This is a genomic window from Clostridium sediminicola (genome assembly GCF_050402865.1).
In the GTDB taxonomy this organism is placed as follows: Bacteria; Bacillota; Clostridia; order Clostridiales; family Clostridiaceae; genus Clostridium_AF; species Clostridium_AF sediminicola.
Genome location: NZ_BAABMF010000012.1, coordinates 115,363 through 138,012, shown reverse-complemented (window position 1 = coordinate 138,012; position 22,650 = coordinate 115,363). Strand labels below are relative to the sequence as shown.

The 22,650-nt window shown below is 30.8% G+C and carries 20 protein-coding genes; 2 read left to right on the top strand and 18 right to left on the bottom strand.

All coding sequences use genetic code 11. From position 1 onward, the window contains the following. Positions 1–71 precede the first annotated feature (71 nt). Both ACQ3F0_RS18230 and ACQ3F0_RS18225 read left to right on the top strand, forming a co-directional pair. Positions 72–491 (top strand): helix-turn-helix domain-containing protein, encoded by a 420-nt coding sequence (locus ACQ3F0_RS18230; RefSeq protein WP_428866890.1) that lies wholly within the window; start codon positions 72–74, stop codon positions 489–491. Between the two features lie 367 nt (positions 492–858). Further along, a complete protein-coding gene (locus ACQ3F0_RS18225) occupies positions 859–1,278 on the top strand; it encodes an ImmA/IrrE family metallo-endopeptidase (protein ID WP_428866888.1) in 420 nt (139 codons plus the stop codon). A 39-nt stretch (positions 1,279–1,317) separates the two neighbouring features. Here the strand turns inward: ACQ3F0_RS18225 and ACQ3F0_RS18220 are convergent, their stop codons facing one another. From ACQ3F0_RS18220 to ACQ3F0_RS18135, 18 genes are all read right to left on the bottom strand, one after another. Next, complete coding sequence (locus ACQ3F0_RS18220; protein WP_428866886.1) at positions 1,318–2,169, bottom strand: pentapeptide repeat-containing protein; 852 nt, start codon at positions 2,167–2,169, stop codon at positions 1,318–1,320. A 35-nt stretch (positions 2,170–2,204) separates the two neighbouring features. Beyond that, entirely contained in the window at positions 2,205–4,628 is a 2,424-nt protein-coding gene (locus tag ACQ3F0_RS18215) for an EAL domain-containing protein (RefSeq protein WP_428866884.1), read from the bottom strand. A 480-nt stretch (positions 4,629–5,108) separates the two neighbouring features. Beyond that, positions 5,109–6,125 carry an ester cyclase gene (locus tag ACQ3F0_RS18210; protein ID WP_428866882.1) on the bottom strand — a complete coding sequence of 339 codons (1,017 nt, stop codon included), beginning with the start codon at positions 6,123–6,125 and terminating at the stop codon, positions 5,109–5,111. Beyond that, a complete protein-coding gene (locus ACQ3F0_RS18205; RefSeq protein ID WP_428866881.1) occupies positions 6,118–7,053 on the bottom strand; it encodes a DMT family transporter in 936 nt (311 codons plus the stop codon). The genes ACQ3F0_RS18210 and ACQ3F0_RS18205 overlap by 8 nt, the downstream gene beginning before the upstream one ends. A 1-nt stretch (position 7,054) precedes the next feature. Then, complete coding sequence (locus ACQ3F0_RS18200; RefSeq protein ID WP_428866879.1) at positions 7,055–8,248, bottom strand: nuclear transport factor 2 family protein; 1,194 nt, start codon at positions 8,246–8,248, stop codon at positions 7,055–7,057. A gap of 30 nt (positions 8,249–8,278) precedes the next feature. Continuing rightward, positions 8,279–8,545 carry a hypothetical protein gene (locus ACQ3F0_RS18195; protein WP_428866878.1) on the bottom strand — a complete coding sequence of 89 codons (267 nt, stop codon included), beginning with the start codon at positions 8,543–8,545 and terminating at the stop codon, positions 8,279–8,281. A gap of 383 nt (positions 8,546–8,928) precedes the next feature. Beyond that, positions 8,929–9,966, bottom strand: a complete 1,038-nt coding sequence (locus ACQ3F0_RS18190; RefSeq protein ID WP_428866876.1) for a LacI family DNA-binding transcriptional regulator — start codon at positions 9,964–9,966, stop codon at positions 8,929–8,931. A gap of 201 nt (positions 9,967–10,167) precedes the next feature. Continuing rightward, positions 10,168–11,880, bottom strand: a complete 1,713-nt coding sequence (gene hcp / locus ACQ3F0_RS18185; protein WP_428866874.1) for a hydroxylamine reductase — start codon at positions 11,878–11,880, stop codon at positions 10,168–10,170. 166 nt (positions 11,881–12,046) lie between these two features. Continuing rightward, positions 12,047–12,613 (bottom strand): GNAT family N-acetyltransferase, encoded by a 567-nt coding sequence (locus tag ACQ3F0_RS18180; RefSeq protein WP_428866873.1) that lies wholly within the window; start codon positions 12,611–12,613, stop codon positions 12,047–12,049. Between the two features lie 45 nt (positions 12,614–12,658). Then, positions 12,659–13,531: an AraC family transcriptional regulator gene (locus ACQ3F0_RS18175; RefSeq protein WP_428866871.1), complete on the bottom strand. Its 873-nt coding sequence runs from the start codon at positions 13,529–13,531 to the stop codon at positions 12,659–12,661. Between the two features lie 155 nt (positions 13,532–13,686). Beyond that, complete coding sequence (locus ACQ3F0_RS18170; protein ID WP_428866869.1) at positions 13,687–14,796, bottom strand: DUF4179 domain-containing protein; 1,110 nt, start codon at positions 14,794–14,796, stop codon at positions 13,687–13,689. Then, complete coding sequence (locus ACQ3F0_RS18165) at positions 14,797–15,357, bottom strand: sigma-70 family RNA polymerase sigma factor (protein ID WP_428866867.1); 561 nt, start codon at positions 15,355–15,357, stop codon at positions 14,797–14,799. A 424-nt stretch (positions 15,358–15,781) separates the two neighbouring features. Further along, entirely contained in the window at positions 15,782–17,443 is a 1,662-nt protein-coding gene (ilvD, locus tag ACQ3F0_RS18160) for a dihydroxy-acid dehydratase (RefSeq protein ID WP_428866865.1), read from the bottom strand. 28 nt (positions 17,444–17,471) lie between these two features. Beyond that, positions 17,472–18,419 (bottom strand): 3-hydroxyacyl-CoA dehydrogenase family protein, encoded by a 948-nt coding sequence (locus ACQ3F0_RS18155; protein WP_428866864.1) that lies wholly within the window; start codon positions 18,417–18,419, stop codon positions 17,472–17,474. Positions 18,420–18,487: 68 nt separating this feature from the next. After that, positions 18,488–19,507, bottom strand: coding sequence for a zinc-binding alcohol dehydrogenase family protein (locus ACQ3F0_RS18150; RefSeq protein WP_428866862.1), 1,020 nt, complete (start codon positions 19,505–19,507; stop codon positions 18,488–18,490). 75 nt (positions 19,508–19,582) lie between these two features. Then, positions 19,583–20,866, bottom strand: a complete 1,284-nt coding sequence (locus tag ACQ3F0_RS18145; RefSeq protein ID WP_428866860.1) for a TRAP transporter large permease — start codon at positions 20,864–20,866, stop codon at positions 19,583–19,585. A 2-nt stretch (positions 20,867–20,868) separates the two neighbouring features. Then, on the bottom strand, positions 20,869–21,429 hold the full coding sequence (locus ACQ3F0_RS18140) for a TRAP transporter small permease (protein WP_428866858.1): 561 nt from the start codon (positions 21,427–21,429) through the stop codon (positions 20,869–20,871). A gap of 90 nt (positions 21,430–21,519) precedes the next feature. Continuing rightward, entirely contained in the window at positions 21,520–22,542 is a 1,023-nt protein-coding gene (locus ACQ3F0_RS18135; protein ID WP_428866856.1) for a C4-dicarboxylate TRAP transporter substrate-binding protein, read from the bottom strand. Positions 22,543–22,650 lie beyond the last annotated feature (108 nt).

The window sequence follows — 22,650 nt, the reverse complement described above, 5'->3', positions numbered from 1 at the left end:
TTTTTATTCAAAATAATGTTGCATTAATGAATATATTTGTTATAATATTGAATATAAGGGAGGTTTATATAGTGATTGAAAAAGTAACAAATGAAATTATTCAAAGGATTAAAGATAGAAGAATTTATTTAGGTTTATCTTATCAAGAACTAGCCGACAAAACCGGCCTAAGTAAGTCTACCTTGCAGCGTTATGAAACTGGATACATAAAAAAACTTTCAATTGAAAAGTTAGAAATTTTAGCAAAGGCTTTAGACACTACTCCAAGCTATTTAATGGGTTGGGAAAAGAATAATCCTAATACTTCTTTAAATGGCATTGCTATCAATAACGCAGAAGATGCCATGAAGTTTATCCTGAAAGAACCATTGTTAATGGCATATGGTGGTTATGACATAAAGAAAATGACAAATGATGAATTAGTTGATTTTGCTAACGAAGTTTTAAGACAACTTGAATTAATCAGCTACAAATATTACAAACATAAATAATTTGCTAGGTTTTAAATAGTGTTGATGTTAATCAAAAAACACAATTGGAATAAAAGACGAAGTAAATTAGTGACAAGTAATAAGTTACAAGTTAATGTTGATTTTCTTCCAGAAAATCTTTAACTAAGCCTTTGTTAGCTTTGCTAACGGCAAATCTGATCTTTTGCTATGCAAAAGGAAGATATTTTATCTTTCATTTAATTAAAAGCTTTCGTTTACGAAAGGTATCATGAACTTGTCACTTATAACTTGTAACTTGTCACTATAAATTTCGAACTTCTTCGCAATTTATACTTTTGTTCATTAAATCAACAACTACTTAAAACAAAGTCAAAGAAATAAACATATAGCTAAGGAGTTGTAATAATTGTCAAATGAAGAAATTGTAGCATTAGCTAATGATATCAAAAAAAATTATAACACAAATGATCCTTTTAAGATTGCAAAATCTTTAGGAATCAAATTTCATTATGAGCCTTATAAAAAAAATATTATGCAAGGAAGAGTACTTCAACCATTTAAAAATTTACCCCCTTGCATATGCTTAAATTCTAATTTTGATGTGAAATCTCAAATTATTTTCTGTGCTCATGAACTTGGACATGCTATTATGCATCGAAATGTATGTGATTATTTCGATAATGACCCTATTTCTAATCCATATGAGTATGAAGCAAATTTATTTGCAGTTGCACTTTTATTTGATTCAAACTTATTCAAATATGATATCAAAAAAATGGATAATTTTATACTAAAATTTATTTTAGATTATAATGTTAAATACTAAAAAAAGAGAATCCCATTGAATTCTCTTCAAAAATATTAACTATTTTGCCCAATAAGCTGGAGAAACCAACATATTGGGTAACTTTGTTTTTGAATTACCTTTTGCTGTATTTATCTGTGATTGAGTAAGAAAGATAGCATTTGAAAGATTTGCTCCACTTATATCAGCATCTCTCAAATCAGCTCCAATTAAATCGGCTCCGCTCAGATCAACCCCTCTAAGGTTCGCAGCAATAAGACATGCTCCTCTTAAATCAGCTCCCTTAAGATTCGTTTTTCTAAGGTCTGCTCCAAAATAATCTGCTCTTCTAGAATTGTCTCTAGTTTTTTTTGTAGAAGTCTTTATTCTTCTAAGTGCATTATTACGTACCAACTCACTTGTATTTCTAAGAAACTCGTTTACTTTGGTTCTATGAGCTTCTAAATCTAATGCTAATAAAGATTCAGAATCAAGAAGTGTAAGCTCTTGAGTATTATCCAATAATAAACTTATCTTTTCTTTTATATTCTGATCCTTTTGTACCATAAATGCTTGAGTCAGATACCATAGCATTTCATGAAGTTGTCTCATAACTAGGAATACATCAAACATTTTCTTTGCATCATTGGGATTTTTTCTCCAATCATCACCATCAAAAGTAACTTCAGCTACCTTTTGACCTGCTCCAAAACAATCATAAGAAGTACACCCTTTAAGTCCCTTTGACCTAAGATTTTTATGAACAGAACAAGTAAAATCTGATTGTAAGTTTATACAAGGTATACCCGCTTCTTTATTAGTTGGAAATCCATCCGAAGATGAAAAATATAATGCTACACAGCATAATCCAAAACATTTGCTGCAGTCAACTCTTAATTCTTTTTTTAGTTTATTTTCGTATTTATTTATCATGTTTTTACCTCAAATTCCAAATAATCATTCTTTCTTTATAACATTAATTTTATAAATAAATCACTGTCCACTGGCTTACTAAATAAATATCCTTGACCAAAATCGCAATTATTTTTCTTTAAAAAATCTAATTGTGATTTTGTTTCTATTCCCTCTGCTACTACTTTAATATCTAAACTCTTTCCTATTGCAATAATAGCTGAAGAAATTTGTTTATTTTTAGATTTAGTATCCATATCGATTATAAATTTCTTATCAATTTTTAATTTTGAAATAGATAAATCACTAAGTTCTCCTAGAGAAGAATACCCTGTTCCAAAGTCATCTATAGTTATGTTCACACCAAGATTATGTATTGATGTAAGTGTATTTTTTATAGCATCAATATTTTCAGTTGAAATACTTTCTGTTATTTCTAATTCTAAGTATTTAGCTTCTAGATCCGTTTCACTTAAAGTATCCTTAACTAATTTCAAAAAATTCCCTTGTTTTAATTGAGCAACTGATACATTGACTGAGATAAATATTGGTCTTTCACCCTTAATTTGCCACTGTTTGTTTTGCATACATGCAGTTTTTAATACCCATTCACCAATTCTATTTATCATTCCATTTTTTTCAGCAATAGGTATAAATTTATCAGGAGAAATACGTCCTAGCTTGGGATGCTGCCATCTAACCAGTGCTTCTGCTCCTGTTATTTTTTCAGTTTTAATATCTAAAATTGGTTGATATTCTAAATAGAGCTCTTCTTTGTCTATACTATTCACTAAATAATTAGATAAGTTAAATTCTTCTTCTATATCATTTTTCATATTTTCGTCAAAGAATATTAGTCTTTTTTCATAATTACTTTTATCCTCTTTTGACTTGTACATAGCTATATCAGCTGTTTTCATTATCTCTTCTGAATTAATACCATTTTCAGGATAGATAGCTATTCCAATACTTGCAGATATATATAATCTATTATTATCAATATTAATTGCCGACCTACTTAATCCATTAATTATTCTATTTGCTATTTTTACAACTTCATTTTGACCTCTTAAGCTAGGAATTAACACGGTAAATTCATCCCCACCAATTCTAGCAACTACATCTTTTTCTCTAATACATTTCAATATTCTAGTAGCTACTATTTGTAAAACTCTATCACCTACTGAATGTCCTAATGAATCGTTGATTCTCTTAAAATCATCTAAATCAATAAATAAAACTGCTAATTTATTGTTTCCGCATATCTTAATTTTTTCATCTAATTTATCCATGAAATACACTCTATTATATAGCTTTGTTAAGGAATCTTTATATGCTAAGTCCCATATTGTCTTTTCTTTTATTTTTGATTCTGTAATATCGCTAAATATTCCAATGTAGTGAGAGATTTTTTCCTCTTTTCCCTTTATAGAACAAACGTTTAAGAATAAGGGGTAACAATCACCATTTTTATTCTTATTTTTTATCTCTCCCTGCCAATTACCTTCTTCCTTGATAATATTCCATATATTCTCATAAAACTCATTCTCATATTTTTCTGATTTAAAAATTCTAGCATTCTGTTTTTTTACTTCGCTTTGAGTATAGCCGGTTATTTTAGTAAATATGCTATTAACCCATTCTATATTGCCATCAGAATCTGTAATGATTATTCCTTCAGTATTATTTGCTAATACTTGTTCAAAAAGTTTCAGTTCCTCTTCTTTTTTTATCCTATCATTTATATCAACAAAAGTTACTACTCTACCTAACTGTTTGCCATAATTCATTATTGGGAAAATTGTAATATTGACAATTATTTTATCTCCACTATTTTTAACTACTTTAATATTCTCGCTTAGTAAAATTTCTTTTTTATCTATTTCTAAATATTCTTCGATACTTTTTTCTAAGCTACTATTTGAAATTACATCTTTTAAATTTCTATTAATTATATTATGTTTCTCGTGTTGAAATAGTTTTTCAAAACTTGTATTACTATTTACTATATTATTGTCATCATCTAATATGACGGTGGCTAAAGGTGTATTCATAAATATTTGATCATAATATGTTTTTGATAGTCTATTATCATTTACATCAAAAATTATAGTATGTAAAAAAGCTTTGTTTTCAATTTTTATTGGAGCAGAATATACTTCAACATCACGAACTTCTCCATTAGCTAATTTATGTCTAAAATAAAAGAAATTTCGTTTTTCTATTCTTGCTTTTCTCATTTCTTCATTAACTTCTTCTTCTTTTAAAATATTGATATCTTGTATCCGTAATTTCAAAATCTCTTTTTTTGTATAGCCATAATAAGAGATAGCTTTTTTGTTTGCATTAACAATGTTTCCATTTTCACAATCAATAACAATCATAATAAATTTATGATTGTCAAATAAATCACTTATATATATTTCATTTTCACCATATGAATTAACTGATGCATTTTCAGACTTGTTTGTAGTACTCATTCAAGTCTCCCCTTTTTATTAGAATTTAACACTTAAAACAACTTTAGAAAAAAATTCTCCTGTAATAGCTGTACCACTAAATCATTCAGATATTGCATTTTTTATATGAGAAATTAGTAATTCAATTATCTTGTCTGGTGAAAAAAAACCTTCTTTTAAATAAGAGTGTTCCTTTTCCACCCTCCTCAAATAACGACAACAAACAGCAAAACAAATTTAGTTTATTACTTAACAAGTCTCATTATATCATAAATTGTAAAATTGTAGTAGAATCGCTTTACCAATTTAGCCTAAATTACTTATAAAATAAAAGAAACAAAAATATTTATTCAACTAAATATTTTTGTTTCTTTTATTCAAAGCATAGTTATATCTTTATTAGTTGCCGGCATACCTATATAAATAATTCTTCCCTTTAATTAAGTAAGATAAAATAGGCAATCCTGCTTTCTAAGTTAAAAGAAAAAATTATAGTTATAGTTATAGTTTAGGATTCATTATTTGTTGAGTACGTTCTAAAATATCTAACCCTTGTTGCTTTAACCAATATGGTATATCAATAATTACCCAGTTTTCAGAAAGCTTATCACCTTGTCGACAATAAACATCAACAACCTGCATATCTGATGGAATCTCGGCTCCAGGCAATCCCATAAAACCTCCTATAGGTGTATTAGTTAAGTTAGGCCATCCAAAGAAACACGCAAAATTTCCTTCTGCAAAACGACAAACATGTCCATTAAATTTCTTATCCTTAAGACCACATCTAAATGGATATTGATGCTGCATCTGATATCTAGGTATAGTAAATGTTGCCCCGATACCAGCAGGTCCATACCAAATCATATTCTTGTCCCAGTGTCTTTCTAGCGCTTCTGGCGGATAAATATCTGGCATAGATTTAAAGCCTTCATCAATATCATTAAGCATTTTATTTAGAATATTTAGCGTTTTTTCGCCTTCTTCTTTTGGAGCATCTTCAAAAAGAAGTCCATCATGATTTCTTGGTCCTGGATACACAAAATGTGCTCCTGTTGATGGTGGAAGTGGATATACTCCTGCTTGATTCATAAATCCTATAATATCTATAAATATTCCTGACTTTGTAATCTTTCCATTCTCTACACAGTTAAATTCTGCATATCTTAAATTTATCATTTTCCCAGTAGGTCTTATACCTAGCCACTCTGAATCAAAAAGTCCCATAAAATGACCCATACTCATTACCCATTGTTCATCTTTGTTTAATTCATTAGTTCCTCCAATGAAAATATCTTGACGACGCTGCATATGTTTCAAAGAACTCATTAGTGGAGCCCAAAACTTTTCAGCGACATCTTCAGCACCATTTTGTTCACGATAAGGATAAGATCCTCTCCATGAATAGTTTTCACTTGTAAATTCTTTTAAAACACTTAATACATCTTCAGGTGTTGAATTTTCTAAAGCTTCAAAATAATTTCTTATTACTTTTTTTGTTCCTTGATATTTACTCATAACAACCTCCTTTTTTTATACTACCTATTTTTATATTAAATGACATAAATGATACACTTAGAATTATAGAAATAATCCCAATGATTTGATATAAAGTGAATACATCTTTAAATAAAACCACTCCTAGCATAGTAGCTGATATGGGATCAAAAGCCTGACATACCCCCATATGAGTTGCAGAAACATAATTCAATCCATACATAAGTAATATAACTGCTCCTATACAAACAATTGAGAATAGTATTAGTATCAATAAAAACTCCCCTGCTCCAACGTTATTTGAAATAATAATAAACAGTGATTGAGATTTTTCAAATATGGTCTGATATGTTAACAAAGTGAAAAATCCAAATAATGAAAAATAAAATGTTATTGTGGATGTTTTAAGTTTAGTATTGATATAATATCTATTGAGAGCATTGTTAAATACTGAAAAAGCTACACATAAGACCATTGCAATAATTCCTTTTATATTACCTGTACCTGATTGTGAAAAAATATTTAACGCCAACGCTACACCAAACACAGCAACCAGAGAGCAAGTAATTTTCTTACCAGTGATTTCTTCATTAAAAAAAATATAAGACACATACATCAAAGGAAATACCATGCAAAACAATATTATTGAACATATACCAGCAGGCAAATAGTTTAGAGCGTAGAAATATGCTAGCCTTAACCCATTTATTACAACAATACCTTGAAATGCTACAATAACTAAATACTCTCTTGAGATACGAAACATAGATATATCAGTGAATAAAATCTTTAATAAATTAAATATTACTAATGATAGAAACATCATCATTGTTATTGATATAAAGTCAAACCCATACTTCATTAGAAATACCCCTAAAACCCCCATTGCTCCATAACAAATTCCTGAGATAATTTCTATAATAACTCCTTTAAATTCTTTGCTATTCATTTTATACCTCACCAAGATATATTTGACGTAGTACCTCTAACCCATCAAATAATACCCATTCTTCTTTTACTTTATTATCAATAATATGATAATGATTAATCCCCATAATCTCTATCCTATTACCTGATGGATCTCCAAAGTATCCGTATCCTTCATGAACACCATTAATTCTCCATCTTACTGCAACATCCCAAGAGTTTTCTGCCCCTCTTCCATTACATGTAACTCTATCTACTTCAATTGCAGCATTTGGGAAAGATGCAAATAAACTTACAAACATTCCTTGAATTTCATCATATCCATTTAAATCCATATTGCATATAAAATGATTAACTGCATTATCATGATAGTAATCTTTAACTTTATTGATTAATTTGTAACCCCATATTTCACTAACCATTTGAAGAACCATTTCACCTACGCTGTCATCTTTAGCTTTATACAACTCAGGATAAAATTGACCTTCCATTGATTCTCCAATACCAAATTTACTTTGAAGTGCAGGTCCAGCGTTTTTAGTTACTGTAGCTAATTTTTTTGCAACTTCATGAGGGTCATATCCTAATTGTTTAACAATCCACAAATTATCTCTCAAAACCCACTCTTCAAATATCCTATTATTAATTGCCATGCAATCTGCTATCGCTCTATATGCTACTTTTTTACCTGTAGCTTTTCCATAACTATTATCACCATGATTAGTAGCAATATTTAAGATTCTATGGGAAGAAAAGAAAGATCCATCAGTATTTTCAGACCAAACAACATTTTGACCAACTAATTTTCTATCAGGAAACATATGAATATTTTGTAGTGTAGACGTTATTACTCCTGACACTCCATAACTAGTTCCTGAAGATGTGTGTATAGCAATATTGTTGGAATAAGTATCATAAATAACACCTAATCCTTTTTCTTCCCATATTTCATGAGTAATACCTAAAATATAATGTACGAAATCATTGTATTTGGGATCAAATCCTACTAATTTCTGTTTATTTTTCCCTTCTAATTTTACTAAGTCATTATAATCTAACCATCCTAAAGGATTAACTTGAGTACTATCTCCATAAAATACCTTATTTGATTTGCTTACTATAACTTTTTCCTCTCCTTTTTTAATATTCTTTGAAATCTTTTTTTGTGGTGCTAAATTAGCTTTTTTTTCATTACCATCTTTTATTTTCTTTTCCATTTAGATCAATCTCCTTTTTAGTTCATATCATCAAGTTCCTTCATGATATGTGATTTGTATAAATTTATATCCATCTTCCTCATTACCTTCTGCTATTATATCTATGAATTCAATTTTTAAGTCCGGAAAAGTATTTAATTTTCCTAAAGTAAACTGAAAAACTGCTTCAATTCCTAGTATATCTTGTCCATTCTCTCCATGTATTATTGTATCTTCAAGGTAAAGATCATAAATTCTTCCCACCATTTTATAGTCATGAATTAATTTTGTATAAGCCTCGAAAAAAAATCTCAACATCTCTTGGTGTCTTAAAGTCAGGATTGTTTAATCTTTAATATACTCAAACTCTATAGTTCATTTTTTAATAATTTATCCATGTACATCTCACTTCTAATAAAATATTCGTTTACTATTTTCCACTGATTTTGAACTTTCTTTATAACATACACAGTTTGCCTTTAGCATACTCAATTGCATCTTCTTTAGTTTTTAACTCTGCATTATCAACTATTATTTAAAGTTGTATACGTTCTTGAATCATATCTCTATAATACCCATTTTTTATAACGGACTACGTAAGCCGTTATTCCAAAAATAAAATTTCTTTTAATTTCTATTTGTTATCTTTCGCTAATCACGGACTACGTAGGCCTATATTCCAGAAGGAAATTACTAATGTTCTAATTCCCTTTATTTAAGTTAACAGAATTACGTTTAATTAATTCCATTTTATAAACTTTTGAAACAGGCTCCATTTGTGAATTTTTAAGTTTGTTTTCTAAAATTTCAATAGTATCATCTATCATTAAATCTAATGGTCTTTTCATTGTTGTAAGAGAATATCCAGGCCATTCCGCCTGTTCTGTATCATCAATGGTAATAATTGATAACTGCTCTGGAACATCAATATTAAACTCTAATCTAGCTGCATCTATGGCACCCATACCCATTATGTCATTTACACAAAATATTGCATCTAGTCTATTTGAAATATCTAACAGCCTCTTAGCTGCTTCATAACCAGACTTATAAGAATAATCTCCATGTTCCAATATACACTCATTTATTCCTCTTTCTTTTAAACGTTTCAAAAAACCATTTTCACGATGAATTGTTGCTGTAAGATGCTTTTGTCCAGTAATACAAGAAAATTTTTTATGACCTGTATTCAATAAATAATCAGCAACTTCTTTACTGGCGGTAAAATCATCACAATAGACTTGACTAACATTTATTTCACTAACACGTCTATTAAAGATTACCACCGGGACACCTCGTCGTTCACATTCATTTGCTCTATCACTTGATAAAGCTCCACCAGTAATTACTAGGCCATCAACTTGATATTGCAATACTCTTTCAATAATATTATCAATATTATCTTCTGGTTCTATATTAAATACTAAAATTTGCATACCATTTTTTTGTATTTTATCTATGAATTTATTTAATATTTGAGAATAGAACGAACCAATTTTGGCTCCCATAACAATTGCTATGATATCAGTTCTTTTAGAGATTAAACTTCGTGCTATTGCATTTGGTTTATACCCTAATTCTTCAGCAGCACGTAATACTTTTTCACGTATCTCTTCCTTCGGTTTTCTACTAGCATGTGGATTAAAAACTCTTGAAACAGAAGTTTGCGATACTCCCGCCAATCGAGCTACATCCATTGAAGTTACTTGTTTTTTTTCACTAGTTTTATTATTACTCATAATCATTTAACTCCTATAATTCTTTTCTTTAAAACTTAGGACTACGTATGCCATTATTCCAAATAAAATAACGAATTTCATTTCGTCAAATCCATTGTAATCATTTTTTTTATTTGTGTCAAGTATTTTATTTTAAATTTTTACCAAATTAAAGAGGACGCATATTGTGCGCCCTCTTTAACTTAATTTCTCTATACATAATTATTGTAAAAACATTTTTATGTCATCCTCAACATTTGTAATTCCACCGATTCCAAAGTTTTCTACTAGTACATTAACAACATTTGGTGATAAGAAAGCTGGTAATGTTGGTCCTAAATGAATTTTCTTAACTCCTAAGTGCAACAATGCTAATAATACAATTACAGCTTTTTGCTCATACCAGGCTATATTATAGGAAATTGGTAGTTTATTGATATCATCTAATCCAAAAACCTCTTGAAGTTTCATTGCAATAACGGCTAATGAGTATGAATCATTACATTGACCTGCATCAAGTACTCTTGGAATTCCTCCAATATCTCCTAAATCTAATTTGTTATATTTATATTTAGCACATCCAGCAGTTAAAATAACAGTATCTTTTGGTAATGCTTTTGCAAAATCTGTGTAGTAGTTTCTCTTCTTAGCTCTTCCATCACATCCTGCCATAACAAAGAATTGCTTGATTGCTCCAGATTTAACTGCTTCTACAACTTTATCAGCTAATGCTAATACTTGATTATGAGCAAATCCACCAACAATTTCTCCAGTCTCAATCTCTGTAGGAGCTTTACATCTCTTAGCATGTTCAATAATTGCTGAAAAATCCTTTTGTCCTTTTGAATCTGCTTCGATATGAGTTAATCCATCAAAACCAACAACTCCAGTAGTGTAAACTCTTTCTTTATATGACTTTTTTGGTGCAACTAAACAGTTTGTAGTCATTAAAATTGGGCCATTGAACTTTTCAAATTCTTCAGTTTGTTTCCACCAAGCGTTTCCATAGTTTCCTGCAAAGTGAGAGTATTTCTTAAATGCAGGATAGTAGTGAGCTGGTAACATTTCACTGTGAGTGTACACATCTATTCCTGTCCCATTTGTTTGTTTTAATAATTGTTCTAAATCTTTTAAGTCATGTCCACTTATCAATATACCAGGATTTTTTCTAACACCAATATTAACTTTTGTGATCTCTGGATTACCGTAGCTCTCAGTGTTAGCCTTGTCTAATAGAGCCATACCATCTACACCAAACTTACCTGTTTCTAATGTTAGTGCTACATAATCATTTAAAGTTAATGTATCATCTATAGTAGCAGCTAAAGCTTTTTGCATAAATCCGTGAACTTCATCATTATCATAGCCTAATTGATATGCATGTTTCATGTAAGCTGCCAATCCTTTAACACCATATGTGATAAGTTCTCTTAAGGATCTAATATCTTCATCTTTTGTAGATAACACTCCATATTCTTCTGAAACTGCATCAAATGATTCTACATTATCAGTAAACCATATTGCTGCTTTTGGAAGTTTTACTTCTTCTTCTTTTTTAAATCCTATAAAACCAAGCATTTTATTTACCCAATTTTCATTTGCACTTGAATTACCTAATTTAACTCCAGCTTTAGAAAGTTGTGTTTTTAATTCTTCTCTTAATTTTAAGCCTTTTTCAATTCTTTTAATAAATATTTTTCTATCAAAATTTGCATTTGTAATAGTAGCAAATAGTCCTTCCATAATAAACTTATCAACTTCTTTATTTACTATCCCAACTTCTCTAGCTTTTACACTGTAAACAGAGATACCTTTCATAACATAAATCAATAAATCTTGTGCTTTTGCTAAATCTTCATTTTTACCACAAACACCTTTTACTGTACACCCTTTACAACCTGCTGCTTCTTGACATTGATAACAAAACATACTCATAATTACTACCTCCATTTAATTTATCTTTGGTTACATTTATCTAAGAACTTTTCTGTCCTTGTTTTCTTGTTTACAAGATAAATTATAGTAGGTTACTGTGAATTACACCGTATCATATGTTACGTATATGAAGAAATTTAAGCACTTTGTTTAATTTTTATCAATATTAATTATAATCATCTCTTAGAATACTGAATATTTCTAAATCTACTATTCCTTTACCAGGCCAAAAAGCAGCTTGTCTCGATAATCCTTCTTTTGTAAATCCATTTTTTAAAAGCACCTTCTTCGAAGCCTTGTTAGCAAGCATAACCTCAGCTTGAATCCTATTAATATTTACCCTTTCAAATAAAAATTTAATCATTATACTTATCGCTTCTGATGCTATTCCCTTTCCCCAATATTCTTCTGCTAAAAAGTAACCTAATGAAACCATATTAATCTTTTTCTTAAAATCCATAGGTTCAATGATTCCAACTAACTTATTGCTTTCATTCTTCAAGAATATACCAAACTTTATTCTGCTTTTCTTGTTAAAATCTCTTTCAAAATGACCAATCATTTTACCAACTGTTTCAATATTACGCTTTGGTAAAATTCCACATAATTCAAATACCTTTTCATTACTATAGATTGCAAATACTTCTTGTACATCCTCTTTTTCAATCTTTTTTAATATTAATTTTTCAGATTCTAAAACAGGAAATTCCCCAAAAATCATCTCAATATTCATATTGTTCCCCCTTCCAAATTCACTATATCATCCAATCAGTTATACTCACTCAACTGGTATATATAATTTCATTACCATCTTGTCAGGGTATACTGAATTACATACATCTGTCACCTCAAAATCAAGTCCCTCTCTCCGTTCATAGTTAGAATTGGGAAACCATGTGAGATAGATATACTTCCAAGTATTTTGAGCTATTTCTACAGAACCCTTAACTTTAAATTCAGCATACTTTCCTTCAGGAATTTCTAAATTAACAAAACCACTCTCCAGTCCTACAACAGGTTGATTTACTGCTTCTCCTATAACAAATGAAAACTGCCCATTTTCATAGTAGTTGTAGCTTATCCCATATGGAAATGCTGGCGCAATCCGATGAGGAATTTTCATATAGTACTCATTCATACCAAAATTATTATAAAAATTTTCTATATCATTAAAGTATTTTCCAGAGTTCATACTTGTTTTATATTCATAGCCAGTTATATAAGTTTTGTTAAGATAGATAATATTGGGCTTATCTATCTTTATATCTCCTTGAATTTTTTCTTTATAATCTACAAAGTCAATCTTTGCAAGAAGATTTATTGAGCCTTTCTTCATTTTACGATATTTAGCAGGAGTTATACCAAAAATGCTCTCAAATGCACGTGTAAATGCTTCCTGGGAACTATACTGAAAAGTGACTGCAATTTCCAATATTGTTTTATCTGTTTCTCTTAGCAAAATCGAAGCTTCTGTAAGCCTTCTTTTTCTAATATAGGCTTGTACAGAAAACCCAGAAATATTTTGGAATATCCTTTGAAAATAATATACTGAAAAGAAAGCTTTTGAGGCAATATCAGTGATATTTATATTCTCTTTAAGATTCAGTTCTATATATTCAATTGCATTTTGTATTCTATAGTAATAATCCACGTCCTATCAAACCTCCAATAAATCCTTCTCAACCTATTGTACTATATTTTGGATTTATTTTTTTGATAATTTGTGCTTTTTGAATTTATAGTTTAATAGTTTTAGAGAATCCAAAATTGGATTCTCTAAAACTCTACAAAGTTTTCTTAAAAAATTTATTTTAAATCAATAACGATATCATCTAAGAAAAATTCTCTATCTTCCTTTGTTTGTATCGGTTCTAATTTTGTCTCATTTCCCTTCTCATCAAATGATACTCCACCTGCAACGGTAGAAATGTATACTTTTGGTGTAACTATTAATTTCGTTGCCTTACCATCTAACTTCCTGAAGGTCATACTCCAATTCATAATCCCTGTAAGGATATTTCCTTCTCCCCCATTTACTTCCCCTTTATAAACATTTCCTAAGTCATCCTTCACTATAAGTTCAGTAGTGACGTTATCCCAATCATTTCTATACTCTTCAGGTACTTGTTGAGTATATTCCAAAATGAATGACATTGGTGTTTTGTTTATTTTATCAATAGTTGCAGAGATTCCTTCTTTTTCTGTACCCTGATTAATCACTTTACTATTACTCTCCACAGCCTCTAATTGGAATGTAAAAAGCCATTTTCCTTTAATCTTTTCCTCTTTATTCAACTCACATACTAAAATATCTTTAATATTTAACTTACAATTCACTCTATCTAGTTCTCCAGAAATACTATAGCTTGACCGTCCAATATATTTTCCTTCTGATACTTTTTCTACCTTTTCGCTACCTGTAAGTCCACCTTCATAGTCAACTATATCAAGAGAGGGTCCTATACCTATTAATGGATTTTCTCCTAAGTCTTTATCAGTTTTAATCTCATAAGTATAGGTAATTGTTTTACCGTCAAAAATTGCATCATTTATCTTCATCTGAATACCGTTGCTCTCTTTAATGATATTTATCTCATTTGCATTTTCTTTATATAAATCATACACACCAGTTCGCCCATTATCCAATAATCGAAATATATCTCCTATAATCGGAATTTCTGCAGCATATGTTGGATTAGTAATTCCAATAAATGCTGTACTGCCTATTACTAACCCAGCAATAGCTGCTGCAATTATTCTCTTACTCCTCCAGCCTTTATTCTTTTTTATTGATTGTTTCAATCGCTTTTTTACACTTGCTCTTTCAATCTCTGACACTTCTATCCCTTTTTCTATTTCTCTCATTTCCATCTCATCCACCTCAACTTCTTGTAATAACTGATAAATATTTTTCATCTATATCTCCCCCAATACACTCATTGTTGCCTGCTGACTTAACTTTTTCTTTCCTCTAAAAATTCTATTATCAACCGCAGTTCTGGTTAATCCTAATTGTTTGCCAATTTCCTCTGATTTAATTCCCAAAAAATATTTCATGGTAAATATCTTACGATCAATTGGTTTTAATGTATTTATAAGCATCACTAATTCTTTTTTATCCTCATTTAACATAACCTGGTCTTCTGTGGAATTATCCTGCATTAGAGAATCAACTTCTAAAGAAACTTCTTCACGCTTGACTATCTTTCTATAATAATCAATAGCTTGATACTTAGCTATTTTGTATACCCACTTTTTAAAATCTTCTTCATTTCCCTCAAATTGATGCCCATGATTCCATATAGCAAGGAATACATCATTGATACATTCTTCTACAACTCCTCCACTCTCAATTGAACCTAAAACTTTATACACTGTTCCTTTTACAAATCCTAAATATTTGTCTACAATAAATTCTAGTGCGTCTTCTTTTTTCTTTTTCAACCGCTTAATGTAATTTACTTCCTCACAACTCATTTATTATCTTCCTCCTACATATTCAATAAAGGCCTTTATATTAAAGACAAACCATACGTAAACTTAATCTATACATGTACAAAATCTCAGGCATCAATGAGTTTTGGACTTGTATCGATTTATAGTTGAAGTGGTATGTCTCTATACTATATACAACGTAATAAAATCTATTTTCTCTCGTTTTTTTTAATATTTTTCTTGCATAGGAATTTTAAATTGAATCTTGTAATGATTAAAAGAAGTTTATAGAGACATAATCTATTATCACTCCGCAAAAATACCCCTTATTCGAAATAATCAAATAAGGGGATTAGGCTATAACATTTAGTGGAACTGATGTATTCATAATCCTTATCTTTTATAAACTTGTATATTGTATTATATCAAAAAGGAAAAATTTATTAAATAAAGAGATTATTTATATCTAATATTTCAAAATTGCTCCTGTACTTGCTGAAGTAACCATCTTCATATATCTAGCAAGATAACCATCTTTTATTTTTGGCTCTGGTGCACTCCATGTAGCTTTACGTTTTTCTAATTCTTCATCATCAATCAATAGCTCCAGTAAACGATTTGGAATATCTATGTTAATTAAATCTCCTTCATGCACTAAACCAATAGCTCCTCCTTCTGCTGCTTCAGGTGATACATGACCAATTGATGCTCCACGAGAAACTCCTGAGAAACGTCCATCAGTAATAAGAGCTACAGTACTATCTAGTCCCATACCCGCTAATGCTGAAGTAGGTGATAGCATTTCGCGCATACCAGGACCACCTTTTGGACCTTCATATCGTATTATTATAACATCACCTGGGTTTATTTTATTGCTCATGATAGCTTCAATTGTATCTTCTTCACTATCAAATACCCTAGCTGGTCCTTTATGTGTCATCATTTCAGGTAATACCGCACCTTTTTTAACAACTGCTCCATCTGATGCTAAGTTCCCCCATAAAATTGCAAGTCCTCCATCAGGTGAATATGAATTTTCAAAATCTCTGATAACATCAGAATTTAAAACTTTCGCTCCATCAATATTCTCCCCTAATGTTTTACATGTAACTGTCATAACATCTTTATTTATTAAACCACGTTCATCTAACCTAGCTAATACTGCTGAAAGCCCACCAGCAGCGTCAAGGTCTTCAATATGGTGATGTCCAGCAGGACTTAATTTTGCTAAATGAGGAGTTTTTGCACTTATTTCATTAACCATTTTTAGGTCAATTTTTATACCTGCTTCATGAGCTATAGCCGGTAAGTGTAATACAGTATTAGTAGAACAGCCTAGTGCCATATCTGCTGTAATTGCATTTTCAAAAACTGCTTCAGTTATGATATCTTTAGGTTTAATGTCTTTTTCTAATATCTCCATTATTTTCATACCAGCTTCTTTAGCTAATCTCAATCTACCTGCGTGTACTGCTGGAATCGTTCCATGTCCAGGAAGTCCTAATCCTAAAACTTCAGTCATACAGTTCATAGAATTTGCAGTGAACATACCTGCACAAGAACCACAACCAGGACATGCATTGTTTTCTATTTGTTCTAATTCTTCCATGGTCATCTTTCCTGCACCCACAGCTCCAACTGCTTCAAAGGCTGTAGTTAAATCAATTTTCTTTCCATTTAAGTTTCCAGCTAACATTGGACCGCCACTTATAAATATTGAAGGAATATTTAGACGGAGAGCAGCCATTAACATACCTGGAACAATTTTATCGCAATTTGGGATAAATACAAGAGCATCAAATTGATGACCTCTAGCCATTATTTCCACTGAATCCGCTATATGCTCTCTACTTGCAAGAGAAAATCTCATACCTTCATGACCCATAGCTAGTCCATCACAAACTCCTATAGTTGGAAACTCCAGTGGTGTACCTCCAGCTAATCTAATTCCTGTCTTTACAGCTGATGCAATTGTATCTAGATGCATATGCCCTGGAATAACTTCGTTTTGGGAATTAACTATCCCTATTAAGGGTCTTTTTATTTCTTCATCAGTCAGCCCTAAAGCTTTCATCAAAGCTCTATGAGGTGATCTACCTAAACCTTTTTTCATGTTATCACTTCTCATACTAATTTACCTCCTCTTATAATTAATCTTACTGAGCATTATAGATATGTTTTATCATCTTCAAGAAGCTCTGGTCACGTCTTTCCATAATTTCTTTTTCACGTCCATTAGAGTAATCATAAAATCCTTTCCCTGTTTTTGAACCAAAATGATTATTATCAATTAACTCTTTTAAAATTGGAGATGGTTTTGTAGCACTACTAAGTTCATTAAATAAATAGCTAGAGATATAGTAGAAAGTATCTAATCCGCCTAAATCAGCTGTTTCAAAAGGACCTAAGAAAGCATATCTAAAACCAAGACCGTATTTTAGAACTGCATCAACATCTTCTACTGTTGCTATTCCTTTCTCAACAATATTTAATGCCTCTCTGAATACAGCAAACTGTATTCTATTAAGAACAAAACCATCAGTATCTTTATTTACTAATACTGGTTTTTTATTTATCTTAATAGACACTTCTTTTATTAACTGAGCTGTTTCATCACTAGTTCCATCACCTTTTATAATCTCTACCAAAGGAACAATATGAGGAGGATTAACCCAATGGAAACCAGCAAATAAATTTTTCTGAGGAATGTCCCTTGAAATCTCAGTTATACTCAACCCAGATGTATTTGATGTCAGGATAGTCCCTTCTTTAACCATTGATGATAATTCTCTCCAGAATTCTTGCTTGATTTCTATCTTTTCGATTATTGATTCTGTGATGAAATCACAATCAGCTAAAACTTTCTTATCTGTAGTAAAGTTTATTCTATTAAAAGATTCTTCAGCTTCTTTTTCGGTAATGATATCCTCTTTGATTAAGCTATTATTGTTAATTTCTATTATAGTCTTTCCACGTTTTAGGTATTCTTCTGCTAAATCATATAGAACAACCTCATACCCACTTCGTGCAAAACACTCTGCAATACTAGCACCCATTGTCCCCGCACCAGCAACACCTATTTTCTTTATCCAATCTATATTCATAACTTTTAATCACCCCTCTACAACAATAGTTGATTTTAATTTTGTTTTTATCTTCTAATTCATTTATTTTAAAATGTTAGTACAATTTTATATACTTCATTTGGGTTTTCTTCATATAATTTCATAGCCTCTTCAATATCCTCAAAAGAGAAAGTATGTGAGATGATTTTTGATGGATTAACCTGTTTTTTATCCATCCACTCTAAAACTTGAGGAAATTTTTTATTATTAACCCTAGATCCTAATACATCTAACTCTCTTTTCATAATATCTGATGGTTTTACTTTAGCATACTCATTAGGGAAGCCAAGAACTACCACTCTACCTGCTTGGGAAACAAGCTCTGAAATTGAAAGTTCAAAAACTCCTAGATTTCCTGTAGCTTCAAAAACTAAATTTGCCCCTTCTCCATTTGTAAATTCCATAATAGATTTTGTAACATCCATATGCTTTGGGTTAATTATCATATCTACTCCACACTCAAGTGCTTTTTTCAATCTATCCTCAACAACATCCATTATCACAACTCTAGCGCCTACACTTTTAGCTACTTCAACTAACATAAGCCCTAAAGGCCCAGCTCCACATATTAAAACATCATCAGTAGATGTAAGTCTTCCTCTATCAGTTGCTTCAGCTGCTATACTATACGGTTCTATTGTAGCTGCCATTTCATAAGATATACTTTCCGGAAGTTTATAAGTGTTTTCAACACTTATATTCATATATTCACAAAATCCTCCATCTACATGGACACCTAATACTTTTAAGTTTTTACATACATTAGGTCTATTCATTCTACATGCATAACATTTTCCACATGAAATTACGTTATCAACTGCTACTCTATCACCAACTTTAAACCCTTCAACATTTTCTCCAACTTGACATATTTCTCCTGATACTTCATGTCCCAAAATTCTCGGAAACGTTGCAAATGCATTCTTCCCATGATAAATATGGATATCCGATCCACATAATCCTGCCGCTTTTATTTTAACCATTACTTCACCTGATTTTGGACTAGTTGGCATAGGTTTTTCACTTATCTTTAATTCTCCCGGTTTTATAACTTCTACTACTTTCATTGATTTTTCCTCCTCAATATTTTTCTAAACCCTTTATATTCATTTAATTTATTCTTTTAAAAACTCAAGCCAATACTACATTAATAAATTAGGTAAAAACGTAGAAATAAATGGTATATAAGTTATAATAAATAAACAGATTACTAAAACGATATAAAAAGGCCAAGCTTCCTTAATAAAGTCTTTAATACTTACTCCAGTAATTGAACAAGTGGTAAACATTACCGTTCCCATTGGTGGTGAAAGAGAACCTACTGCCATATTAAATATGAAAGTCATACCAAAGTGAACTGGATCTATTCCTAAAGCTGTTACCATAGGCATCAAAATCGGTATAAGAACGATCATTGCCGCATTACCTTCAAAGAACATACCTATAATCAATAGGAAAATATTTATTGCTAATAAAAACATAGCTGGAGTACTTACTACAGACAATACATATTCACTAGCAAGTTGAGGAATACGCTCCCATGTTAAAAACCATGATACACTTCCTGCAGCACCCATTATAAGCATTATAGATGCAGTAGTAGTCACAGTTTCCTGTAAAGCTAATTTGATATCATTTACTTTCATTTCACGATAAACAAGAACACCTAAAATTAATGCGTAAACAACAGCAATTGAACCTGCTTCAGTTGGTGTGAAAATCCCAAGACGTATTCCACCAATGATAACTACAACAAGTAGCATAGCAAGAATTGCATCCTTTGATGCTATTAATATTTCCTTCGGTCTAGCTGCTTTCTCTCTTATTGGTAAATACCCTCTTTTCTTAGAAACAATATGTACCGCTACCATCATTAATGCACAAGTCATAAGTCCTGGAATTACTCCTGCTAAAAACAGCTTTCCAATTGACACATTGGCAATATATCCGAAAAGAATCAAAGAAACTCCTGGTGGAATAATTGGTGTAATAAGTGCTGAAGCACCAGTTACTGCAGTGGCAAAAGCATTAGAGTATCCTCTCTTAACCATTTCTGGTACTATCATTTTTGACTGCATTGCTGCATCTGCAATACTTGATCCTGATAATCCACCCATAGCTGTACTAAGCACAATATTTACCTGCGCTAACCCTCCTGGTAAATGACCAGTCAATACTTCTGCAAATCTAAGCATACGTTTAGTGATTCCAGTATAATTCATGCATACCCCTGCCATAACAAAGAATGGAATTGCTAATAAAGGAATGGATTCTATTCCACCTATCAAACGCTGAACAACAATCATACGTTCAAGGTTTTCAGCAAGGCTGAAATATACTAAAGAACTACCAAGTATAGAAATAAATACTGGTACATTTAACATAAATAAAATAAACATCACAATTATCGCTATAGTAACTTGCATAATTACACCTCTTTCCCTTTATTAGAATTATTCTTACCTTGTCTGATTTCATCTTTTACTCTCAAAGCTAAACTAATAATCATTAGAACACACCCTACAGGTACTGCGCTGTAAATATAAGTATATGGCACTCTTAAAACTGGCGTTATCTTTAAACTAGCCTGAAGTGTCAATTGATAGCCCAATATCCCTATAATACTTAGAACAACAAAGTTTATTATTGTCACCAAAAAACCAACGTATTTCTGAAATTTTTCTGGCAACATTTCTACAAAGAAATCAATACTTATATGAAGCTTTTTTTTCATTGCAGAACTAGCTCCTAATAAAGTAAACCAAACAAATAATGCCAATGATGCCTCTTCAGTCCATTTTAATGGATTATTTAATACATATCTCATAAAAACACCTGTAACAGTCATCAATATAAGAACTGAAACTAATATGCTTGCTAAAATATCATCTATATTAAGCAAAACTTTCTTTATAGTCAGCTTTCTTGTCCCTGAACTAGAAGTATTTAATTTCTTAGATGCATTCAAGGAATTATCAGCCTTTTGCATAATAATCACTCCTTTTAATTATAAGTCAGATCAATAATCTTTATTTACAAAGTAGTGTGGTGTTTAAACCACACTACTTAAGATGTTATCTTATTTTGTCATTTCTTCTCTTACTCTTTCATATAGACCTTCTGACCATTCTGGAATAGTATTATAAAAATCACTTACTGTTTCACGGAAAAGACTTTTATCTACATCTATTATTTCCACTCCAGCAGCTTTCATATCTTCTGTTGCTTTCTTTTCAGCTTCTTCATTATTCTTATTTAAGAATAAACCTGCATCATTACCTGCAGTTTTAACTAACTCAACTGCGTCAGCTGGTAAACTCTTGATAAATTTGTCACTAGCAATCCATATAGATTGAATTTTGATATGACCAGTTAAAGAAAGATGTTTTGCTTGCTCGTGCATTTTAGTACCATATAATACTGGTAATGGATTATATGCACCTTCTACAACACCTTGAGCTAATGCAGTATAAAGATCTGATAAAGGCATTGGAGTTGGAGTAGCTCCCATAGCTTCTGTAATAGAAATGAATAGTGAACTGTTTGGACAACGAACTTTCATACCCTTTAAGTCTTCTGGCGCCTTAACTGGCTCTTTAGTGATTAAGTGCATCTCTCCATAATGCCAATTAGCTGTTAAAACAGTAATTCCTTTTTCTTCTAACTTGGCTACATTTTCTGCAAACCACTCACTGTTAACTGCTTTGTCCATCTCATCATAGTTATCTGCTAAGAATGGTCCTGTTAATATACCTATATCTGGAACATAATCCATTAAAGCAGCACCATCTGAAATAGTGATTACATTTCCACCCATTGTCATTTGTTCAGTTAAATCTTTTTTACTACCAAGCTGTGAACTTGGGTATAATTGTAATTCTATTTCCCCATTACTACGCTCTTTAACAAGTCTTGCCCATTCATTTACTGCTACATCAATAGGTTCTCCAGGGTTATTTTCATACCCTACTTTGATTACAATTTTCTCCTTCTTTTCAGCTGTACCATCCCCTTGTTCATTTGAAGCTTTCTTTCCACATCCTACTAATGTTGCCATTGATAAAACTACACATAATACTGAAGCAATAACTCTTTTAAACATTTACATTCCTCCTAAAAAATATATATATGTTAATAAAAAATAAGTATAATTAAACAATTTAAATAGTTTACATTTCACTGATTAATTTATATATTCCAACTCAAGTAT